We start from the raw sequence: 17,820 nt of genomic DNA, 5'->3' as shown, positions 1-17,820 counted from the left end.
TTATGAACCAGAATATATAGATTCTAACATTTTTTGAGTTCTACCTTGCCAAGTATTATCACCTACTGCATTTCTAGACTCTTCATCACTTAATTTGCCAGCAATAATAGATTGTCTAATAGCTTTTTTAAAATCATCTGTTTTTTCTGCCACTCTTAACCAAGAGCCTTCTGTGTACGCAGTAAACCCTAAAGGTGTTGATACAACAGGTAATTTAGCTGCAACATATTCATAATATTTCATCGGGAACATAGAATATGTATATTTATTAAGTAAGCTTGGGAGAATACCAACATCCATGAAATGTAGGTAAGACGGAATATCTTCATATGATATATAGCCAAGAAAATGGACATTATCTAATTCTCTCATCATATCAATTATATGACTCTTCTGTCCTTCCCGTTCTTCACCAATGATAAAAAAATCATAGATATTGCATTGCTTCATAACATCATATAAGAGTTCTAAATCAATTTTAAAATCCGATAACACTCCATGATAGACAATTTTAGGTTTATCTGATGATTCAATTAACTGTATATTTTTATTAGTAATTTTCTTGGGTAGAGAAAAATGATTATAATCAACTACATTTGAGTAATACTCAGTATTTTCGTTTATACAAACACAGCGTTCTAATAGAGACTTAGTGGTTACAAATATTCTGTCACATTTTTCTAGAAAAAAGTCCTCTGTTCTTCTAAATGATATAGGTTCAATACCGGGAACTTGGGATAAGTCATCTACGCAATGATAAATAACCTTATCAAATCTTATCTTATCAATAAGATATGAGACATAAGGATGATAAGACCACAAAATAATATTACTAAATTGAATTTTTCTCTTTTCTCTTTTGAGAATAAAAGTGATCATTAACTCATTTAATTTTTTCAATACAATATTATTTTTGGGATTTGGAATAGATAACGGTGAAATAATACGAATTTTATCATCCACTTTTCTACTACCAAACATCAAACACTTCAAACCTGTTTTTATACGCCCCAGTATGCGATTAATGTCTTTTGAACTATTTAATTTAGGTCCTCTCAAACCTATACTTTCAACATATATAATATCAAAACCATTCTCAGCTAAATTTTTTGCTGTATGTTGCTTATTCGTCCAGTATGGTTCATCCCAATCTGCTGTTGAAAATAAAATTATACAATTATTCATTTATTATCTATATCCATTAATATTATAGATTTTTTATATCTTATAGATGGGATATAAATAGATTTAGGAATATAGTTTTTAGGATAGGAAATTTTTATCTGATTATTCTCAAGAATCATACTTATATTAGATCTATCATAGATAAAATTCATTGCTTCTATTTCATTAAGAAAACAAACATTTTTTGTATTAGAACGAATATAATTCAATAATTCTCTATGACACTTAGCTCGTTGCTCTTCCGTCTCCCATCCATATTGATATCGCTCTGAAAATGGATGGTCTAAATACCCAAATAAAGTTTGCGTGTGATATGATAAGTCGAATGATTCCTTATATACTTTTAAGATATCATCAGTATCTCTAAGCAAACAATCACCATGCAGCATAACTTGCTGACTATGGCCTATAAAATCATTTGGTAAATCAGCTAAATTCCCTCCTTTATATGAAAGAAATTCTGGATCATTTTTAATAATACCACCAATACATCCTAAATATCCCATATCAGACAATGCTTTTAATGCATATATTGGTGTATGATGAAATGGTGACACAATATAATCTACTGTTTTACCAGTAATAGTGGCAATTTTTTCGGCTGACTCTTTTGCTTCAATAACAGCACTCTCATAAGATCCACCCCAATTAGGTGCATGTGTTGCTGTATGAGATAAAATAGCTCCACCAAAATCATCAAGTTCACTAATAATGGAAAAATTTTTTGAATTCTCTAGATTTTTTGTATGTATTGCTAAGGAAAAAGGTACGTTTTCCTCTTGATAAACATTCCATAAAAAGCGGCTAGACTCTACATCCTCATCACAGTCAAGACGCATTGTAACTGCTGAATCATAACCTTGTGGAATTTCAGTTAATATAGGAAGACAAGATGAGCTTTCTGATTTGTACGATGTTATAAATTCTTCTACAAAATGCCATTCGTATGAATCAATAGGACCAACTTCACGGTTAAACCACAACACGGACTTATTATTTATTTCACATAACGCTGCATAAGTTGCTATTTTTTCATCACCAGATGTTACTGTTGCTAATGAATACTCATCACTTAACAATACTGGCTGACAAATAGACCATATTGTCTTATCAGCTGTGATTGCTCCATATCCAAGATTATTCCACTCATCCATAAAGTCAAAACGTTCAAATGGTCGATCCTTCACTAAATCAAAATCTTCATGAGCAAGATGATTGTAGCGAATATAACCGTCACTTTCAGAACTATGATATGGTTTTGCAACAGGAGCTTTATCCCAACCAGCTTTAGGCCAACCTCTATATTCAAGAAGTAAATAATTAGAAATACTATCTGGGAGATAGCCTAAAATAATAATTTTATCTATATTTAATAAACCTAAGGCCCAGTCAAGTTGTTCTACAGTAGGAGAAATCATCACCAATATACTGATATTATCATTTAATAAAGATGGAGACGGGGCTGTAGATATCCTAATGTATTGACTACGAGTCACTGAACGAATAATAGCCGATTCAACATATTTTGCGGAATCAACGTGAGCATTATCACTTGTAAGTAATCCTATCATTTATCTACCACATGTCTAAATTTCGCTCGATGTCCGACACGAATAAAGTCATCATGTCTTACAAATTTCACTTGAAACACTTCCGGCCAATAGTGTTCAATTTTAGAAAGGACAATCTCTTGAGTTGTGTCAGCTTCAAGTACCAGTCTTAATATAGGTTGCTTCGTTCGAACATCGATCTGGAACTCTTGTATCCCTCCGACACGATGATCTAAAACGTCTTGTATGTGGTGTGTTGGATACTCAATACCATTTAAGCACACCACATCATGGATTCGTCCCACTACGTTCGTCAGATAAAAGCCATCATCTCGACTTTCTACTCTTGCCAAATCTCCAGTCTTATAACGAATTAAAGGCATCAAATGGTTTCTGAATCCGGTGAATACCAATTCCGAATCTCCATTTGTCTGCTCAAAGTTCTCGGGATACCCTTCTGAATCATAAACAAACATCTCGGCTCTTTTCTGATATTGGTACGCCATAACACCCAATTCAGCTAGACCATAGCGATTAATAACATCACAGCATAGAACATTTTCTATTTTTTCTCTCATATAAGGTTCTAGTAATTCGCCACTAGATTCAAAGATAGAAAACAAATGTTTCTTACCATAATGTTTATCTACATAACATGCTAATGCATAAATAGTTGATGGATGGGCATGAATGAGATGTGGTTTTTTTAATTGGAGTGTATTTAATATTTTTTCTAAACCCGAGTCATCAAGGCTAGAAAAAAATATATTACTCCGATTCATAGCTAAGCATTTGAAATCTTCTTTAACCGGCCACTCAGGTTGAACTTCTCCAGGAAACTGACAAGCAAAATGAAGCTCCGAGTTATATTTTTTATTACCAACACTATCTCTTGAAAATAGAGTAATTGCAGCAGAGTAATCAGCTGCTGGTTGATCATAATAAATAAAACAGGATAAACCTGTGGATCCTCCAGTTTTACATACATGATGTCGTATCTCATTCAGAGGAGTTGAGAGTAATCGTTCACCTTGCTCTCTAATTATATCTTTAGTTAAAAAAGGGATATCTTGAATATAATTTATATCTTTTTTTATATTCTCAACATTAAAATTAATTGAACCCAACATATCTTTATAGTATGGTATATTATGCTTAGCGTAAGATAGAATGTTATATAAATTATTTCGACATATCTTTTTTCTATCGCTAAACGGGAAAGCGTAATACCTTCTTAATTCATTCAGTTTACTTCTTATCTCTCTCTTTTCTAGCCTTTCTGCGATTGGATATGCAATAAAAGCACTAGAGAATCCTTTTACTATGTTTAAAGGAAAACGAGAAAAACCAAAATCTACAACTTTAAGAATGTGGCTATCACGTTTAATCATTATCACTACCATACGATTGAAGAGTAATACGTTCATCGGAAACAACTTTTCCATGTTCCATATGAATTTTTCTGTTACAAACATTCTCTATAAGCTTAGGATCATGAGAAGCGATTACCAATATAGATGCACTGTTGATTAAATCATTTAAACGTTCAGATGCCTTTTTATTGAATGACTCGTCACCTACACTTAGCCATTCATCCATAATAATAATATCAGCATCAACACTTGTTGATATAGAAAATGCTAAGCGTAACATCATGCCGCTAGAATAAGTTTTGACAGGCAAGTTTAAATATTCATCAAGTTCAGTAAAATCGGCAATTTCATCGATCTTCTGTCTAATAATTTGAGGGCTCAATCCATCCATGACCCCTTTAAGATAAATATTTTCAAAACCTGTTGCATCTGGATCAAGTCCCATCGACACATCAAGTAGTGATGCAATTCTTCCATGTGTATCAACTTTCCCTTTAACAGGTGAATAAACACCAGTTAAAACTCTTAATAATGTTGTTTTTCCTGAACCATTATGTCCAACTAAACCGACTCTATCTCCAGATGAAAACGTCAGATTTATATCATCCAAAGCTCTTACAACTGGGTTTTTTCCAGCATCACTACCGATTCGTCCGCCAGTTGTCATATTCAAGACTTTCTTTTTCAATGATCGATGAGAGTTTTCATAAATAGGAAACTCTACTGTCATATTTTTTGTGATAATATTTGCTTCCAAAATCAATCCTTATAACCAGTATGGAACACGATTTCGACATTTATGCATTAGATACTGTGCAAAAATAAAGCCAAAAATAACTAATGCAATTGACCAAGTCCAAGATAATATAGATATATGTTCACCTAATATTGGGGCACGAACGACCTCAATCATATGGTGAAATGGATTGATATCAGCGGCCCAGGCACGATCTTTTAATAAATCTTTAGACCACATGATAGGAGTGAAGAAAAAAGCGATTTGAACTAAATTTGTCACAATTGGCAGTATATCTCTATAACGAGTACAGAGAATACTTAATACAATAGCCATCCAAAGTGTATTAAGTACCAACAGTAATAATCCCGGGATTAACCATACTATGTCCCATGTAATCGGATGGCCAAACATAATCATCAAGAATACAACAACAGGTAGGCTATGAAAGAGAATAATAACATTTCGCCATATTACACGAGTAACATGTGTTGTTAATGGCATCCTCACTTGCTTCATTATATATCCATAGACAATAAAAGTATTACTACCTTCATTCAGACAGGTACTAATGTATTGCCATACAACTAACCCAACCCCCAAGTACGGTAGATAATTAGTTATATCTTGGTTGAGCAATGTTGAATAGAGAATACCCAATACACCAACCATTATTAGTGTACTCAATGTAAACCAAAATGGCCCTAATACTGACCTTCTGTACCTTTGTTTAATATCATGCCAACCTAGAATTAACCATACATGGTAAGAAAATAATGCAACCCATATATCATTACGACCAGAATGATTGTGCCACTTATCATTAATATCTAAGCTATCTTGACTTCGGCTGGAACGACCAGCTGATAAATCATCATTCATTCTTCAACTCAACTATATAAATAATTTATAAAACGACAAGAAATTAATATATCAATAAAAACATGTCATATTTTAAAAGTACTCAATAAATACTATAAGAACTTAATTTGAAAAATCGAAATAATTCATAATATCTACTTCCTACTCGGATTATTTCGATTCAGTAATAGAACACATCTATTTATTACATTGTTTCTAATAAATGAAGTAATTCAGCCGTCTTCTCTTTTAAAAGAGCATGATCAGCTCTTGTTTCAACATTTAAACGAACCAAAGGTTCTGTATTGGATGTTCTCAAGTTAAAACGCCACGCCTCAAACTCAAAAGATAGACCATCTGTTTGATCTACGCATAACGCATCATCTCGGTATAAATCATGTATTTTTTTCAAGGCAATTTCTGGGGATGATAACTTAAAATTAATTTCACCAGATGAAGGATAGCAGTCTATACGATCAGAAAGCATCTGAGAAAGATGTAATCCTTTGACAGAAAGCAGCTCTGTAACTAATAACCATGGGATCATGCCTGAATCGCAATAAGCAAAATCACGGAAATAATGGTGAGCACTCATTTCTCCACCATAAATCGCGTCTTCACTGCGCATACGCTCTTTGAGAAATGCATGACCAGTTTTGGACATGACAGGAATACCACCAGCTTTCGTAACAACATCCACAGTATTCCATGTTAAACGAGGATCATGGATAATTTTAGCACCGGATTCTTTTTGTAAAAAGGCTTCAGCTAACATTCCAACAACGTAATAGCCTTCAATAAACTCACCACACTCATCAAAAAGAAAACAACGGTCAAAATCACCATCAAAAGCTATTCCCATATCAGCGTTATGAATTTTAACTGCATTTGCAGTATCTGCACGACATTCAGGAAGAAGAGGATTGGGAATACCATGAGGGAAGTTACCATCAGCATCATGATGAACTTTTATAAACTCTATTGGAACATTTAGAGTTTTCATTCGCTCTTCTATAGCATCAATAACATGTCCGGCAGCACCATTTCCTGAATTAACAACAAGCTTCATAGGCTTAATGTTTTTCGGTTGGATGTATCCAATCAAATGGTCAACATAATTATTTAATATGGATATTTTTTTATAAGAACCGATTCTAGACGCACGACTAAACTCATTTTTTTCCGCCAATAACTGGATTTCCCATAGTCCGGTATCACGACTTATTGGTTGCGCCCCATACCCAACTATCTTCATACCATTGTAATCCATAGGATTATGGCTCGCGGTAACTTCAATCCCACCATCAACTTTTAAATGAAACGTAGCAAAATAAATTTCTTCTGTCCCTGAGAGGCCAATATCCAGTACATCGACACCAGAATCCATCAACCCATCAGCCAAAGCAAGCTTTAATTCTTCACTGGTTAAACGAATATCTCCACCAACAACAACTGTCTTTGGTTCTTTCGAACTTTGTGTCAAAAACTGCCCATATGCCCGTCCAATACGATAGGCTATATTATTATTTAGCTCATCACCTAAACGACCACGAATATCATAAGCTTTAAAGCAAGTTAAATTTTCCATTCAAATTATTCCTCTAAACGTACTACGTCATCTTCGTTTAGGTATGATCCTGACTGAATTTCAATGAGTTCCAGAGGTACTTTCCCAGGATTTTCAATCATATGATTCATTCCTATTGGGATATACAGAGATTGGTTTTCAGTAATCACCTTAACATTACCATCATAAGTGACTTTAGCCGTACCTGAAACGACAACCCAATGCTCAGCTCGATGATAGTGCATTTGCAATGACTGCTTCTTACCCGGTTCAACAGTAATCCGGTTGACTTTATACCGTTCCCCTTTATCAATAGCGTCAGATTTTCCCCACGGCCTATAAATCTCCCGATGCTCCCGATATTCAGCTCGGCTTTCTAGCTTCAAATGCTCAACAATTTTTTTAACTTCTTGTACCTTGTTTTTATCAGCAACCAAAACCGCATCTTTAGTTTCAACCACAACAATATCTTTCAATCCGACAGCTGCAACTAATTTATTCGGGGCATAGATATAGCAATTATCCGTTCCTTCCAAGATAGCATCACCAAAACATACATTCCCATGAGGATCTTTATCAGAGACTTCCCATAAAGCTGACCATGAGCCAACATCACTCCATCCTGCATCCATAGGAACAACGACAGCGTCATGGGTATGTTCCATCACAGCATAATCAACAGAATCATCAGGACACTTAATAAACTCTTCTTCACTCACACGAATAAAGTCTTTATCATAAGAAATTTCCCGAACAGCTTCTCGGCAACAGTGATAAATTTCTGGCGAATGCTTTTTTAACTCCCGCAGATAAGTCGATGCTTTAAACATGAAGCAACCACTGTTCCAGTAATATTCTTCTGTTTCTAAATACTTTTTCGCAACTTCATAATCAGGCTTTTCAACGAATGCTTCCACTTCAAACACATCGTTACCTAAAGAGTTTCCTCTTCGTATATATCCGTAACCCGTTTCAGGAGCATTAGGCACAATACCGAATGTTGCTAGTTTGCCATTTTCAGCCTGAATGAGAGCTTTCTTTACTGCATTCTGAAATGCATTGATATTCTTGACTATATGATCAGCGGCTAATACCAGTAGTACGGGGTCTTCACCTTGCTCAACTGCAATAAAAGAGGCCAACGCTATTGCTGGAGCAGTATTCCTGCCCGCTGGTTCCAAAATGATTTGTGAAGTGTGGTTGCAGTGCCGAACTTGCTCTGCAACAATGAATCGATGTTCTTCATTAGAGATGATAATCGGTTCATAAGAGGATAAACCATTCAAACGCGCCAACGTTGCTTGCAACATTGTTAAAGAATTTTGAGTATCTAACGAAAGGAATTGCTTTGGAAAAGCAGAGCGAGAAAGGGGCCAGAGTCTAGAACCCGTACCACCCGCCATTATTACAGGAATAAACATGTCAACTTCTTCTTTATTTTATTGATAAATCAAACAAATTAAAGACGGTATTCATTTCAAAATACGCTACCGCCCTTGGGTAAAGCTCCCAAATGCTTATCTACCGAGGAATAAAACTCGGAAGATGATACATGAATCTTTAACTTGAGGCGAGGTTAACCCATGCTTAACCCAGATTTTGTGATTACATCAGCATGTCAACTCGCTATAATGGGTGGCAATTATACATATCTACATATCTTCACAGGAAAACCTATGATCATCGTAACCGGCGGTGCTGGCATGATTGGCAGCAATATCGTAAAAACTCTGAATGACAAAGGATTTGACGATATCCTTGTTGTTGACCATCTCAAGAACGGCAAAAAGTTTAAAAACCTCGTTGACCTGAGCATAGCAGACTACATGGATCGTGATGACTTTTTAGCACAAATCATGGCTGGTGATGATTTCGGTCCGATTGAGGCGGTCTTCCACGAAGGTGCGTGCTCAGCGACAACCGAGTGGGATGGCAAATACATGATGCTCAATAACTATGAGTATTCAAAAGAGTTGCTCCATTACTGCTTAGAGAGAGAAATTCCCTTTCTCTATGCTTCATCTGCAGCCACTTACGGAGAAACAAAGACGTTCATCGAATCACCTGAATATGAAGGCGCGCTGAATGTCTATGGCTACTCTAAGCAGCAGTTTGATAATTACGTTCGCCGTCTCTGGAAAGATGCTGAAGCAAATGGTGAGAAACTTTCACAAATCACTGGATTTCGCTACTTCAATGTTTACGGCCCTCGCGAGGATCATAAAGGCTCTATGGCATCCGTCGCTTTCCATCTCAATAATCAGATGAAAGCAGGCGAAAATCCGAAATTATTTGAAGGTAGCCATCACTTTATCCGTGATTTTGTTTATGTCGGTGACGTGTGTCAGGTGAATTTGTGGTTCTGGGAACAGGGTATTTCCGGCATTTTCAACTGTGGTACAGGGAAAGCGGAGTCGTTTGAAGAAGTGGCAAAAGCCGTGATTGAACATTATAGTCGAGGCGTCGTTGAAACGATTCCGTTTCCTGAACACCTGAAAGGTGCTTATCAGGAGTTTACGCAAGCCGATCTGACAAAGCTACGCGCTGCAGGATGTGACATTGAGTTCAAAACTGTTGCTGAAGGTGTCTCAGAATATTTACACATCATTAATCAGTAACATTTAACCATTCCCAATCCTAACGAGACTTGTATGATAATGAAGTGTCTCATTTTTAATACGTTAGGTTGGGAGTCGTTATGAAAATTGCTGTTGCTGGAACTGGGTATGTCGGGTTATCGAATGCAATCCTACTTGCTCAAAATCATACCGTTGTAGCGTTAGATGTTATTGAGGAAAAAGTCGCATTACTCAATGATCGAAAGTCACCCATTATCGATCAAGAAATCGAAACATTCTTATCGTCACGGGAATTGGATTTTGAAGCAACATTGAATAAAGAAGAAGCATACCGTGATGCCAGTTTTGTCATCATCGCCACACCGACTGATTACGATCCACAAACCAACTATTTTAACACCACGACAGTTGAAGCGGTCATTCAGGATGTGATTGCAATCAATCCTGAAGCAACCATGATTATCAAGTCCACGGTTCCAGTCGGTTACACCGAACGGGTCAAACAGCGCTTCGGTTGCCAAAACATTATTTTCTCACCTGAGTTCCTCCGTGAAGGGAAAGCGCTTCACGATAATCTTTACCCATCACGAATCATTGTCGGAGAACAAAGTGATCGAGCAACAACCTTTGCCAACCTGCTTGTGGAAGGTGCTCAAAAAGAAGACATTCAAGTGCTCTTTACCAATGCCACAGAAGCCGAAGCAGTCAAGCTATTCTCCAATACTTATCTAGCCATGCGAGTCGCTTACTTTAACGAATTGGATTCTTATGCTGAGGCTCATGACCTGAACACCCGTCAGATTATTGAAGGAGTTTGTCTCGATCCTCGCATTGGCAATCATTATAACAATCCATCTTTCGGTTATGGTGGTTACTGCCTGCCAAAAGACACCAAGCAGCTTCTGGCAAACTACAACACCGTCCCCAATAATATTATTGCTGCGATTGTCGATGCCAACCGAACCCGTAAAGATTTTATTGCAGAAAGTATTCTGAAAAAGAATCCACAAACTGTCGGCATCTATCGACTGATTATGAAGTCCGGTTCGGATAACTTCCGGGCATCATCAGTTCAGGGAATCATGAAGCGCCTGAAAGCAAAAGGGTTAGAAATCGTCATTTATGAACCCGCGATGAAAGAAGATCAGTTCTTCAACTCCCGAGTGATGCGTGATCTGGATGAGTTTAAACAAATGGCCGATATCATTATTTCAAATCGTATGTCAGATGAACTGTCAGAAGTTGCAAACAAAGTTTATACCCGAGATCTCTTCGGTTCCGACTAATCACACCTCAGAAAAAGAGTTCTGATAGAACATTCAGAACTCTTTTTTTCTCAATCAATTAACCTGTTTTCTCCGAATGTTGTAGAATGTATATATCACTTTTATCAATAGGAGAGGATAGTGAGACATCCCGTAATATTACATATATGCCTGTCAAAAGGATGGGGAGGTCTGGAAATGTACCCGATCAGAATGGGTAAACAATTCCTCTCTGTGGGCTATCAAATATTCGGCCTGTGTCTGACTGGTACACAAGTAGAATCAGGGATGCAAGAAAAACAATTCTCCTTGTATACGGCGAGAAGTAAATCTCAACTCATCACCGTCAAATTATACTCTCTCATTCAGTGGGTAAAACAACATCAGATCAACGTTATTCACTGCCATAAATCCGGTGATCTATTGATTGCAGCCCTGATTAAACAATTTATCCCCGTGAAAATTATATTCACCGAACACATGGGCGTAACAAGAAGTAAAAAAGATGCTTTCCATCGATGGATTTACCAACATGTTGATCAGGTATTGTCTATTAGTGATGAAACATACCAGAGAAATCTCAACGCACTTCCGGTCTCACCCGAGAAAATAACACGCTTGTGGTTGGGGACAGATATCCCTGACAATACAGAACTGCTTCCTAACGAAATCGCGACAATCAAACAATCGCTCTCACTCCCGGAAAAAGATTTTGTGATCGGCACGATTGGTCGAATTAGCCCAGGGAAAGGACAGATAGAACTGGTGAAGGCTTTTGCACGTGTTCAGCAGAGTCTTCCTCACAGTAAACTGGTTATCGTCGGGGGATTAGAAGCCTCACAAGGATGCGATTTAGCTTATCTTTCTCAAGTCAAAGAAATCATTCAATCTTTAGATTTAACCAACCATGTTGTCTTCACCGGATTTCGTCATGACACCCAGCAACTGCTATCCATCATGGATATTGTTTGTCTGCCTTATGCCAATGAAGCATTCGGCTTAACAGCAATAGAAACAATGGCAGCTCAGCGCCCCATCGTAGCGGCAAATACCGGTGCGCTCCCAGAACTACTGGAAAATTACGCTCAGTATTGTTCCCCTACCAGTGATCAATCCATCGCACAGGCCATTCTGAATAGCTATGAACACTATGAAGAGGCAAAAAATAATGCAGTATCAGCCAGAATGAGAGCATGTAAAGAGTTTTCAATACAGACACATACTCAAAATCTGCTACATTACTATCAGGAATAGTTGAGAGCAGCTTACTATACAATCATGCTGATGGTACTATGCCCCCTAATTTAGATGAGTCGTTCTAAAATCATGCAAATGAAAATCCTGATAATCGGCCCCTCATGGGTCGGAGATATGGTGATGTCGCAGAGTTTATATCGTGAACTCAAAAGCCGTCATCCAAACGCGACAATTGATGTTTTGGCACCGGCATGGTGTGCTCCTATTCTAGAACGAATGTCAGAAGTTGATCACGCCATCGAGATGCCAATCGGTCATGGTGATTTTAGTTTAACTAAACGATGGAAAATCGGCCGCCAGTTAGCCGCGAGTCGTTACACTCATGCTTTCATTCTTCCCAATTCAGCCAAATCGGCATTGATCCCATTATTCGCCGGAATTCCTGTCCGCACAGGATGGAAAGGTGAAATGCGCTATGGGCTACTGAACGATCTGAGAGCTGACAGAAAAGTCTTTCAATATATGGTGGAACGCTATGTAGCCTTAGCTGTCCCCAAAAGCACCATGGTTGATGAAGTATCACTGGAGCGATGTCTCAAACCGAAACTGAGAGTTGATTCAGACCAACAAGAGCAATTACGACAACGTTTTTCGTTAAGCTCTGACCGGAAAGTTGTTGGTTTATGTCCCGGTGCAGAATTTGGTCCGGCCAAGAGATGGCCCGCTCATCACTATGCAGAATTGGCATCAGCCCTTATACAAGCGGGTAAACAGATCTGGCTATTTGGCTCACAAAAAGATCAGGAAGTCACGCAACATATTCGCAGCTTACTCCCTCTGGAACATCAATCACACTGTTTTGATTTGGCAGGGAAAACAACATTGGTAGAGGTAGTCGATTTACTCGCCTGTTGCCATACTGTCGTCAGTAATGATTCAGGTCTGATGCATGTTGCCGCAGCGGTCAATTGTCATATCATTGCCATCTACGGCTCCAGCTCGCCTCAATACACGCCACCGTTAGCGGAAAATGTGATTACATTAAATACTGATATAGAATGTAGGCCATGTTTTCAAAGGGAATGTCCGTACGGACACCTCAACTGCCTTAAGCAACTGACACCAGATCAAGTCATCCGTCAGATTAAACATCAACAACCAAAATAAGAATTGTAATGAAATATCAATGGTTTGAGCGTGGGGCTTTCGCAACAAAAAAAGCCAGAAAGTATTTAACTGAAGTATTTTCTCCGCTAAATATAAAGAAAATTGCCGTAATCAGACATGCGGCACTCGGTGATCAGGTGATCACCCGACCTTTTCTGATCGAAGCGAGAAAATTTTTTCCCAATGCACAGATCACACTCGTTGCCGTATCAAACTATCAATATGGAATGCCAGAAGATCTGGTTGATCGTGTTCATATCATGCCGGGCAAAGATAAGAAACAACAAACCTCGGTGTTCGATAAGATCAAAAATATCAAGGACCTGGGAGAACAAGATATCATTTTTGACCTGGCCAGTACCAATCGCTCACACTGGATGATGGCATTGAGTCAAGCCAAACTGAAAATCGGTTTTCCTTACAAAAACTATCTTCGTGGCGTGTTGTACAATGTTTGTGTACCGCGTTCAGATTTCCAGCCGGAAGTCGAATGTATGCTGGATATGTTAAAAATTCTGGGGCATGCCCCAAGCTATCCTCTCGATTTTAATTATCCGGATCACCGAGTCGAACAAGAGACAACTAAACCATTCATATTATTTTTTAATGGTGCCTCCCAGACCTCAAAAATTCTGAGTCAACAACAGATGAAAGCACTCATTGAGCTTTCTTTGGCAAACCATCCCCATGTTCAACATATTTTTCTCGAGGGTAAAAATACATTTGAGAAAGGAGATTTCCTTGAAGATCTCAAGCAATATTCTCATTTTTCAATTCAGACTTGTCTCCCGCTAGAACAACTGATCGTGCTTGTAGCGAAAGCCTCCCTTATGGTCAGCCCGGATACAGGGGTTAGAAATGTTGCAATTGCAACCCATACACCAACAATTGGGATTTTCTACTCAACGGTTCCTTTTCGGTATACACCACTATATGAGAAACACCATATTGTCATGAATCCTGATGGCAGTGTACCGAGCCCACAAAAAATATATCAAGCAATTAGAAGTGAAGTTTCCTCATGGTCGTAGAGATGGAAAATACATATTACAGAAGAATATTTAATGGTTGTCTATTTTTAGTCCCGGCATTGCTGCTATGCACTAAAAATTTTAGTATTGGTGCTATCTTAATTTTACTTTTAACTTCAACATGGTATTTAATTAAAGAGAAAAGAAACTATACTTTAGATAAATTAGACTGGATGATGATCACTATACTTTCTGCCTATTTTATAGCCAACATTCCTATCTATTTATCTGACATGGAGACAACAAGATACTTTAAAGGTGCATCACGCTATTTATTTATCATCCCGATCTATTTTTTCATTCGACACATCATCAGTGAAACAACAGCACCGAGAAAACATCTCGATTTGGGGATCGTTTTTGGTTCTATCGGCACAATTGTTATTGCGATTTACCAATTTTATATCAAAGGGATGCCCAGAGTTGATGGTTATTTATACAGTATTAACTTTGGTTATTTATCTTGCTCTCTCGCCTTTTTAGCGTTCACACTAGCTAATAGTAGTCATATAAAGAAGACATTATGGCTATCTTTTATATTCTGTAGTTTTGCAACAATACTGACCTTAACCCGAGGCGCTATTTTTGCAATTCCTATTCTAATAGTCTTTAGTATCATATTTCAATCCAAAGCAAATAGATTAAAAAATCTTTTCAGGATAATAATGATTATGTTGATTTTTTTTGCGAGTATCTATTATTTTTCTCCTCAATTTCAAGACAGAATCAATTACACTACAACTGAATTTCATCGAATTATATCAGGAGATATAGCTGATGCAGAATCTTCTGGTGGACGTATTCAACTATGGTACGCTGCCACGCAGTCCTTTGTAAAAAGCCCCTTAATTGGACAGACCTATTCACAGCGGGAAGAAACCATTCAACAATTATATCAAGCAGGTGAAATTAGTGATTGGCCGATAGGTGTAAAACGAGCTCATGCTCATAATCAATATTTTGAGATGCTAGCGAGCAACGGAATCCTCGGCATACTAGCTTTTATTGCATTAGTTTTTACCCCTTTATTTTTCTTCTTAAAACATATACAAAAATCCACACATGCATTCAGTGGATTCATTTTCGTCTTAGGGTTTTCCATATTTTGCTTAACGGAAGTTCCCTTAGAACAGAACTTAATCAGTAGCTTCTACGGTTTTATGCTTGCCGTACTCATTAATTTCACTCGAAATGATCTTACAAATGTCCAAAATAATGAAACATAGTGGGATAAGATAATGAATATCATAATTGTCACCAATCGCCTGATTCGACTTATAGGGAATTTATTTAAACTATTCTCTTATCTCTTTCATGCAATTTTACCTAAAACTCGCTTTACCATCCCAATCAACTCTCAGCCGAAGTTGAATTGGGAAAATACCAGTGCGATTCCAAGAGTGATCTGGCAAACCAATTATTCGAATCGCAGCACTTTACCTGTTTATCTCAATTACTTATTTAATCGTCTGATGTCTCTGGATTATGAGTACCGCTATGTCAGTACAGAAGCGCGCGAACAGTTCATGAGAGAATTCGCGCCTGAACATGTGTATAAAGCGTATCAAAAACTGACCGATGGCGCTGCCCAAGCAGATTTATGGCGGATAACGGTTTTGTACCAACAAGGCGGTATTTATATGGATATCGATGCAACCCTTGTCTGGCCGCTCCGCAAAATCCTACAGGATGAACAAAAAGCGCTCTATATCAAGTTTAAAAAAGGGAATACGGATTATACGAATTTCTTTCTGGCGACGACTCCCAATAACCCCGACTATCAAACGATTATGGACACCATCGTTAATAACATTGAAAATTACGATGTCGAAAAAGGCGTTTATGGCACAACCGGTCCGGAAGCATTAAATCGTGTACTACAAGAGAAAAATGTTCATGCCCGAGGGCGAAACTATGTTTGTATTCAGGGAACGTTCACCAATGAGCACTTTCAATATTTAGATAAACCCCGTGGGAAATGGACCCATCAAGATCCGAATGATTTAATCAAAAAATAACAACCCTATGAAAATGATTCGCTGGATTTATACGATATTATTGGCTTTTGTTGCGCCATTTTTTTTAGCCGGGCTATACAAGAAAAAGCCGCAAAAGCCCGCTGTAGGCTCCCGATGGAAAGAACATTTTGGGTTAGTCCCACCATTAGCAAACGAGACGAAAGAGACTGATCCCATCTGGGTTCATGCTGTTTCTGTCGGAGAAACGATCACCGTATTACCTTTTCTCAAGCAGTTACGTCAGATATATCCTGAACGGAAAATCGTTATTACGACAACGACTGCCACCGGTGCAGAACAAGCTCGGAAACTCTTACCTGATATCGAACATCGATATGCACCGCTAGATTTCCCTTTTGCTATCAAGAAATTTATGCAAGTGGTTCATCCTAGCCATCTCATCATCATGGAAACTGAACTCTGGCCAAATCTTCTGCATATCGCAAAAGCAAACGGTTTAAATGTATCTGTTATCAATGCGCGCCTATCTGAAAAATCGTATCGCGGGTACAATAGAATCAAACCATTGATCAACATGTGTCTTCCCAAAATTGATCACCTTTGTTGTCAATATGATGAAGACAGAAATCGTTTTTTACGCTTGGGGGCTCAAGCATCACAGCTGTCTGTCACAGGCTCGATGAAATATGATATTCATATTTCAGATGCCGTGCTTCATTCAGCCCAAAAATTGCGTCATATACTGGGAAAAACTAGACCGATATGGATTGCAGCCAGTACCCATCATGGCGAAGATCAACTCATCCTCCAGAATCATCAAACTATTCTACAATCTCATCCGGAGGCATTACTTATTTTGGTGCCCAGACATCCAGAACGATTTAATGCAGTCTATGCATTATGTACTGAATATGGATTGGTCACTCAGAGACGAACGGCAGAACTCAACTCCAATAAACCATTTCAGATTTATTTGGGCGATACGATGGGAGAAATGCTGACGCTCATTGGTGCATCAGATGTCTGTTTTATGGGAGGAAGCCTGCTTGGTGATGTCGGTGGGCACAATGTTTTAGAGCCGGCGGCACTAGGAATACCAACCCTCATCGGTCCCCATTACTACAATTTTCATGATATTACCGCCACGCTGGAAAATGAAGGTGCGCTTCAAATACTCAATCATGCTCAAGAAATAAGTCCGTCGGTTCTGAACTTATTTAACAATCATAAGCAGAGATTACACATGTCACTTCAAGCAAAGAAAGTGATACAAGAAAACACCGGTGCAATCGCTAAAACCATCAACTGTCTCTTTACTGAATGAGAGGTT

15 protein-coding genes are annotated in these 17,820 nt (G+C 38.0%); 8 read left to right on the top strand and 7 right to left on the bottom strand.

Annotation, left to right across the window (positions count from 1 at the left end):
• From VRK_RS00520 to VRK_RS00490, 7 genes are all read right to left on the bottom strand, one after another.
• Complete coding sequence (locus tag VRK_RS00520; protein ID WP_059119610.1) at nucleotides 1-1,185, bottom strand: glycosyltransferase; 1,185 nt, start codon at nucleotides 1,183-1,185, stop codon at nucleotides 1-3.
• The gene (locus tag VRK_RS00515) at nucleotides 1,182-2,756 is read right to left on the bottom strand and encodes a polysaccharide deacetylase family protein (RefSeq protein WP_059119609.1); all 1,575 of its coding nucleotides are present in this window, start codon (nucleotides 2,754-2,756) and stop codon (nucleotides 1,182-1,184) included. Before VRK_RS00515 ends, VRK_RS00520 begins: the two co-directional genes overlap by 4 nt.
• Nucleotides 2,753-4,126: a phenylacetate--CoA ligase family protein gene (locus VRK_RS00510; protein WP_197413041.1), complete on the bottom strand. Its 1,374-nt coding sequence runs from the start codon at nucleotides 4,124-4,126 to the stop codon at nucleotides 2,753-2,755. Before VRK_RS00510 ends, VRK_RS00515 begins: the two co-directional genes overlap by 4 nt.
• Entirely contained in the window at nucleotides 4,119-4,865 is a 747-nt protein-coding gene (locus VRK_RS00505; protein WP_197413040.1) for an ABC transporter ATP-binding protein, read from the bottom strand. The genes VRK_RS00510 and VRK_RS00505 overlap by 8 nt, the downstream gene beginning before the upstream one ends.
• A 9-nt stretch (nucleotides 4,866-4,874) precedes the next feature.
• Nucleotides 4,875-5,726 carry an ABC transporter permease gene (locus tag VRK_RS00500; RefSeq protein ID WP_059119608.1) on the bottom strand — a complete coding sequence of 284 codons (852 nt, stop codon included), beginning with the start codon at nucleotides 5,724-5,726 and terminating at the stop codon, nucleotides 4,875-4,877.
• Between the two features lie 184 nt (nucleotides 5,727-5,910).
• A complete protein-coding gene (locus tag VRK_RS00495) occupies nucleotides 5,911-7,293 on the bottom strand; it encodes a phosphohexomutase domain-containing protein (RefSeq protein ID WP_059119607.1) in 1,383 nt (460 codons plus the stop codon).
• A gap of 5 nt (nucleotides 7,294-7,298) precedes the next feature.
• Nucleotides 7,299-8,693: a mannose-1-phosphate guanylyltransferase/mannose-6-phosphate isomerase gene (locus VRK_RS00490; RefSeq protein WP_059119606.1), complete on the bottom strand. Its 1,395-nt coding sequence runs from the start codon at nucleotides 8,691-8,693 to the stop codon at nucleotides 7,299-7,301.
• Between the two features lie 255 nt (nucleotides 8,694-8,948).
• On the opposite strand from VRK_RS00490, the gene rfaD reads away from it, so the two are divergent.
• The 8 genes from rfaD (at nucleotide 8,949) to waaA (ending at nucleotide 17,814) form a co-directional block, all read left to right on the top strand.
• On the top strand, nucleotides 8,949-9,890 hold the full coding sequence (rfaD, locus tag VRK_RS00485; protein ID WP_059119605.1) for an ADP-glyceromanno-heptose 6-epimerase: 942 nt from the start codon (nucleotides 8,949-8,951) through the stop codon (nucleotides 9,888-9,890).
• An 80-nt stretch (nucleotides 9,891-9,970) separates the two neighbouring features.
• A complete protein-coding gene (locus VRK_RS00480; protein WP_059119604.1) occupies nucleotides 9,971-11,137 on the top strand; it encodes a nucleotide sugar dehydrogenase in 1,167 nt (388 codons plus the stop codon).
• 120 nt (nucleotides 11,138-11,257) lie between these two features.
• Entirely contained in the window at nucleotides 11,258-12,370 is a 1,113-nt protein-coding gene (locus VRK_RS00475) for a glycosyltransferase family 4 protein (protein WP_331456275.1), read from the top strand.
• A 78-nt stretch (nucleotides 12,371-12,448) separates the two neighbouring features.
• Nucleotides 12,449-13,480 (top strand): lipopolysaccharide heptosyltransferase II, encoded by a 1,032-nt coding sequence (gene waaF / locus VRK_RS00470; protein WP_059122576.1) that lies wholly within the window; start codon nucleotides 12,449-12,451, stop codon nucleotides 13,478-13,480.
• A gap of 8 nt (nucleotides 13,481-13,488) precedes the next feature.
• The gene (locus VRK_RS00465) at nucleotides 13,489-14,511 is read left to right on the top strand and encodes a glycosyltransferase family 9 protein (protein ID WP_059119602.1); all 1,023 of its coding nucleotides are present in this window, start codon (nucleotides 13,489-13,491) and stop codon (nucleotides 14,509-14,511) included.
• A gap of 2 nt (nucleotides 14,512-14,513) precedes the next feature.
• Entirely contained in the window at nucleotides 14,514-15,737 is a 1,224-nt protein-coding gene (locus VRK_RS00460; protein WP_059122575.1) for an O-antigen ligase family protein, read from the top strand.
• 12 nt (nucleotides 15,738-15,749) lie between these two features.
• A complete protein-coding gene (locus VRK_RS00455) occupies nucleotides 15,750-16,529 on the top strand; it encodes a glycosyltransferase family 32 protein (protein WP_059119601.1) in 780 nt (259 codons plus the stop codon).
• Between the two features lie 13 nt (nucleotides 16,530-16,542).
• On the top strand, nucleotides 16,543-17,814 hold the full coding sequence (gene waaA, locus VRK_RS00450; protein ID WP_059122574.1) for a lipid IV(A) 3-deoxy-D-manno-octulosonic acid transferase: 1,272 nt from the start codon (nucleotides 16,543-16,545) through the stop codon (nucleotides 17,812-17,814).
• Nucleotides 17,815-17,820: the final 6 nt, after the last annotated feature.

The sequence above is a fragment of the Vibrio sp. MEBiC08052 genome (genome assembly GCF_001506075.1).
Lineage (GTDB): Bacteria > Pseudomonadota > Gammaproteobacteria > Enterobacterales > Vibrionaceae > Vibrio.
The sequence above is the reverse complement of the archived record's forward strand: the minus strand, read 5'-3'. Positions and strand labels throughout refer to the sequence as shown.

Coding starts and splice junctions, on each gene's coding strand:
- VRK_RS00520 (WP_059119610.1), bottom strand. CDS start 1,185: ATGAATAATTGTATAATTTTATTTTCAACAGCAGATTGGGATGAACCA.
- VRK_RS00515 (WP_059119609.1), bottom strand. CDS start 2,756: ATGATAGGATTACTTACAAGTGATAATGCTCACGTTGATTCCGCAAAA.
- VRK_RS00510 (WP_197413041.1), bottom strand. CDS start 4,126: ATGATTAAACGTGATAGCCACATTCTTAAAGTTGTAGATTTTGGTTTT.
- VRK_RS00500 (WP_059119608.1), bottom strand. CDS start 5,726: ATGAATGATGATTTATCAGCTGGTCGTTCCAGCCGAAGTCAAGATAGC.
- VRK_RS00495 (WP_059119607.1), bottom strand. CDS start 7,293: ATGGAAAATTTAACTTGCTTTAAAGCTTATGATATTCGTGGTCGTTTA.
- VRK_RS00490 (WP_059119606.1), bottom strand. CDS start 8,693: ATGTTTATTCCTGTAATAATGGCGGGTGGTACGGGTTCTAGACTCTGG.
- rfaD (WP_059119605.1), top strand. CDS start 8,949: ATGATCATCGTAACCGGCGGTGCTGGCATGATTGGCAGCAATATCGTA.
- VRK_RS00480 (WP_059119604.1), top strand. CDS start 9,971: ATGAAAATTGCTGTTGCTGGAACTGGGTATGTCGGGTTATCGAATGCA.
- waaF (WP_059122576.1), top strand. CDS start 12,449: ATGAAAATCCTGATAATCGGCCCCTCATGGGTCGGAGATATGGTGATG.
- VRK_RS00465 (WP_059119602.1), top strand. CDS start 13,489: ATGAAATATCAATGGTTTGAGCGTGGGGCTTTCGCAACAAAAAAAGCC.
- VRK_RS00460 (WP_059122575.1), top strand. CDS start 14,514: ATGGAAAATACATATTACAGAAGAATATTTAATGGTTGTCTATTTTTA.
- VRK_RS00455 (WP_059119601.1), top strand. CDS start 15,750: ATGAATATCATAATTGTCACCAATCGCCTGATTCGACTTATAGGGAAT.
- waaA (WP_059122574.1), top strand. CDS start 16,543: ATGATTCGCTGGATTTATACGATATTATTGGCTTTTGTTGCGCCATTT.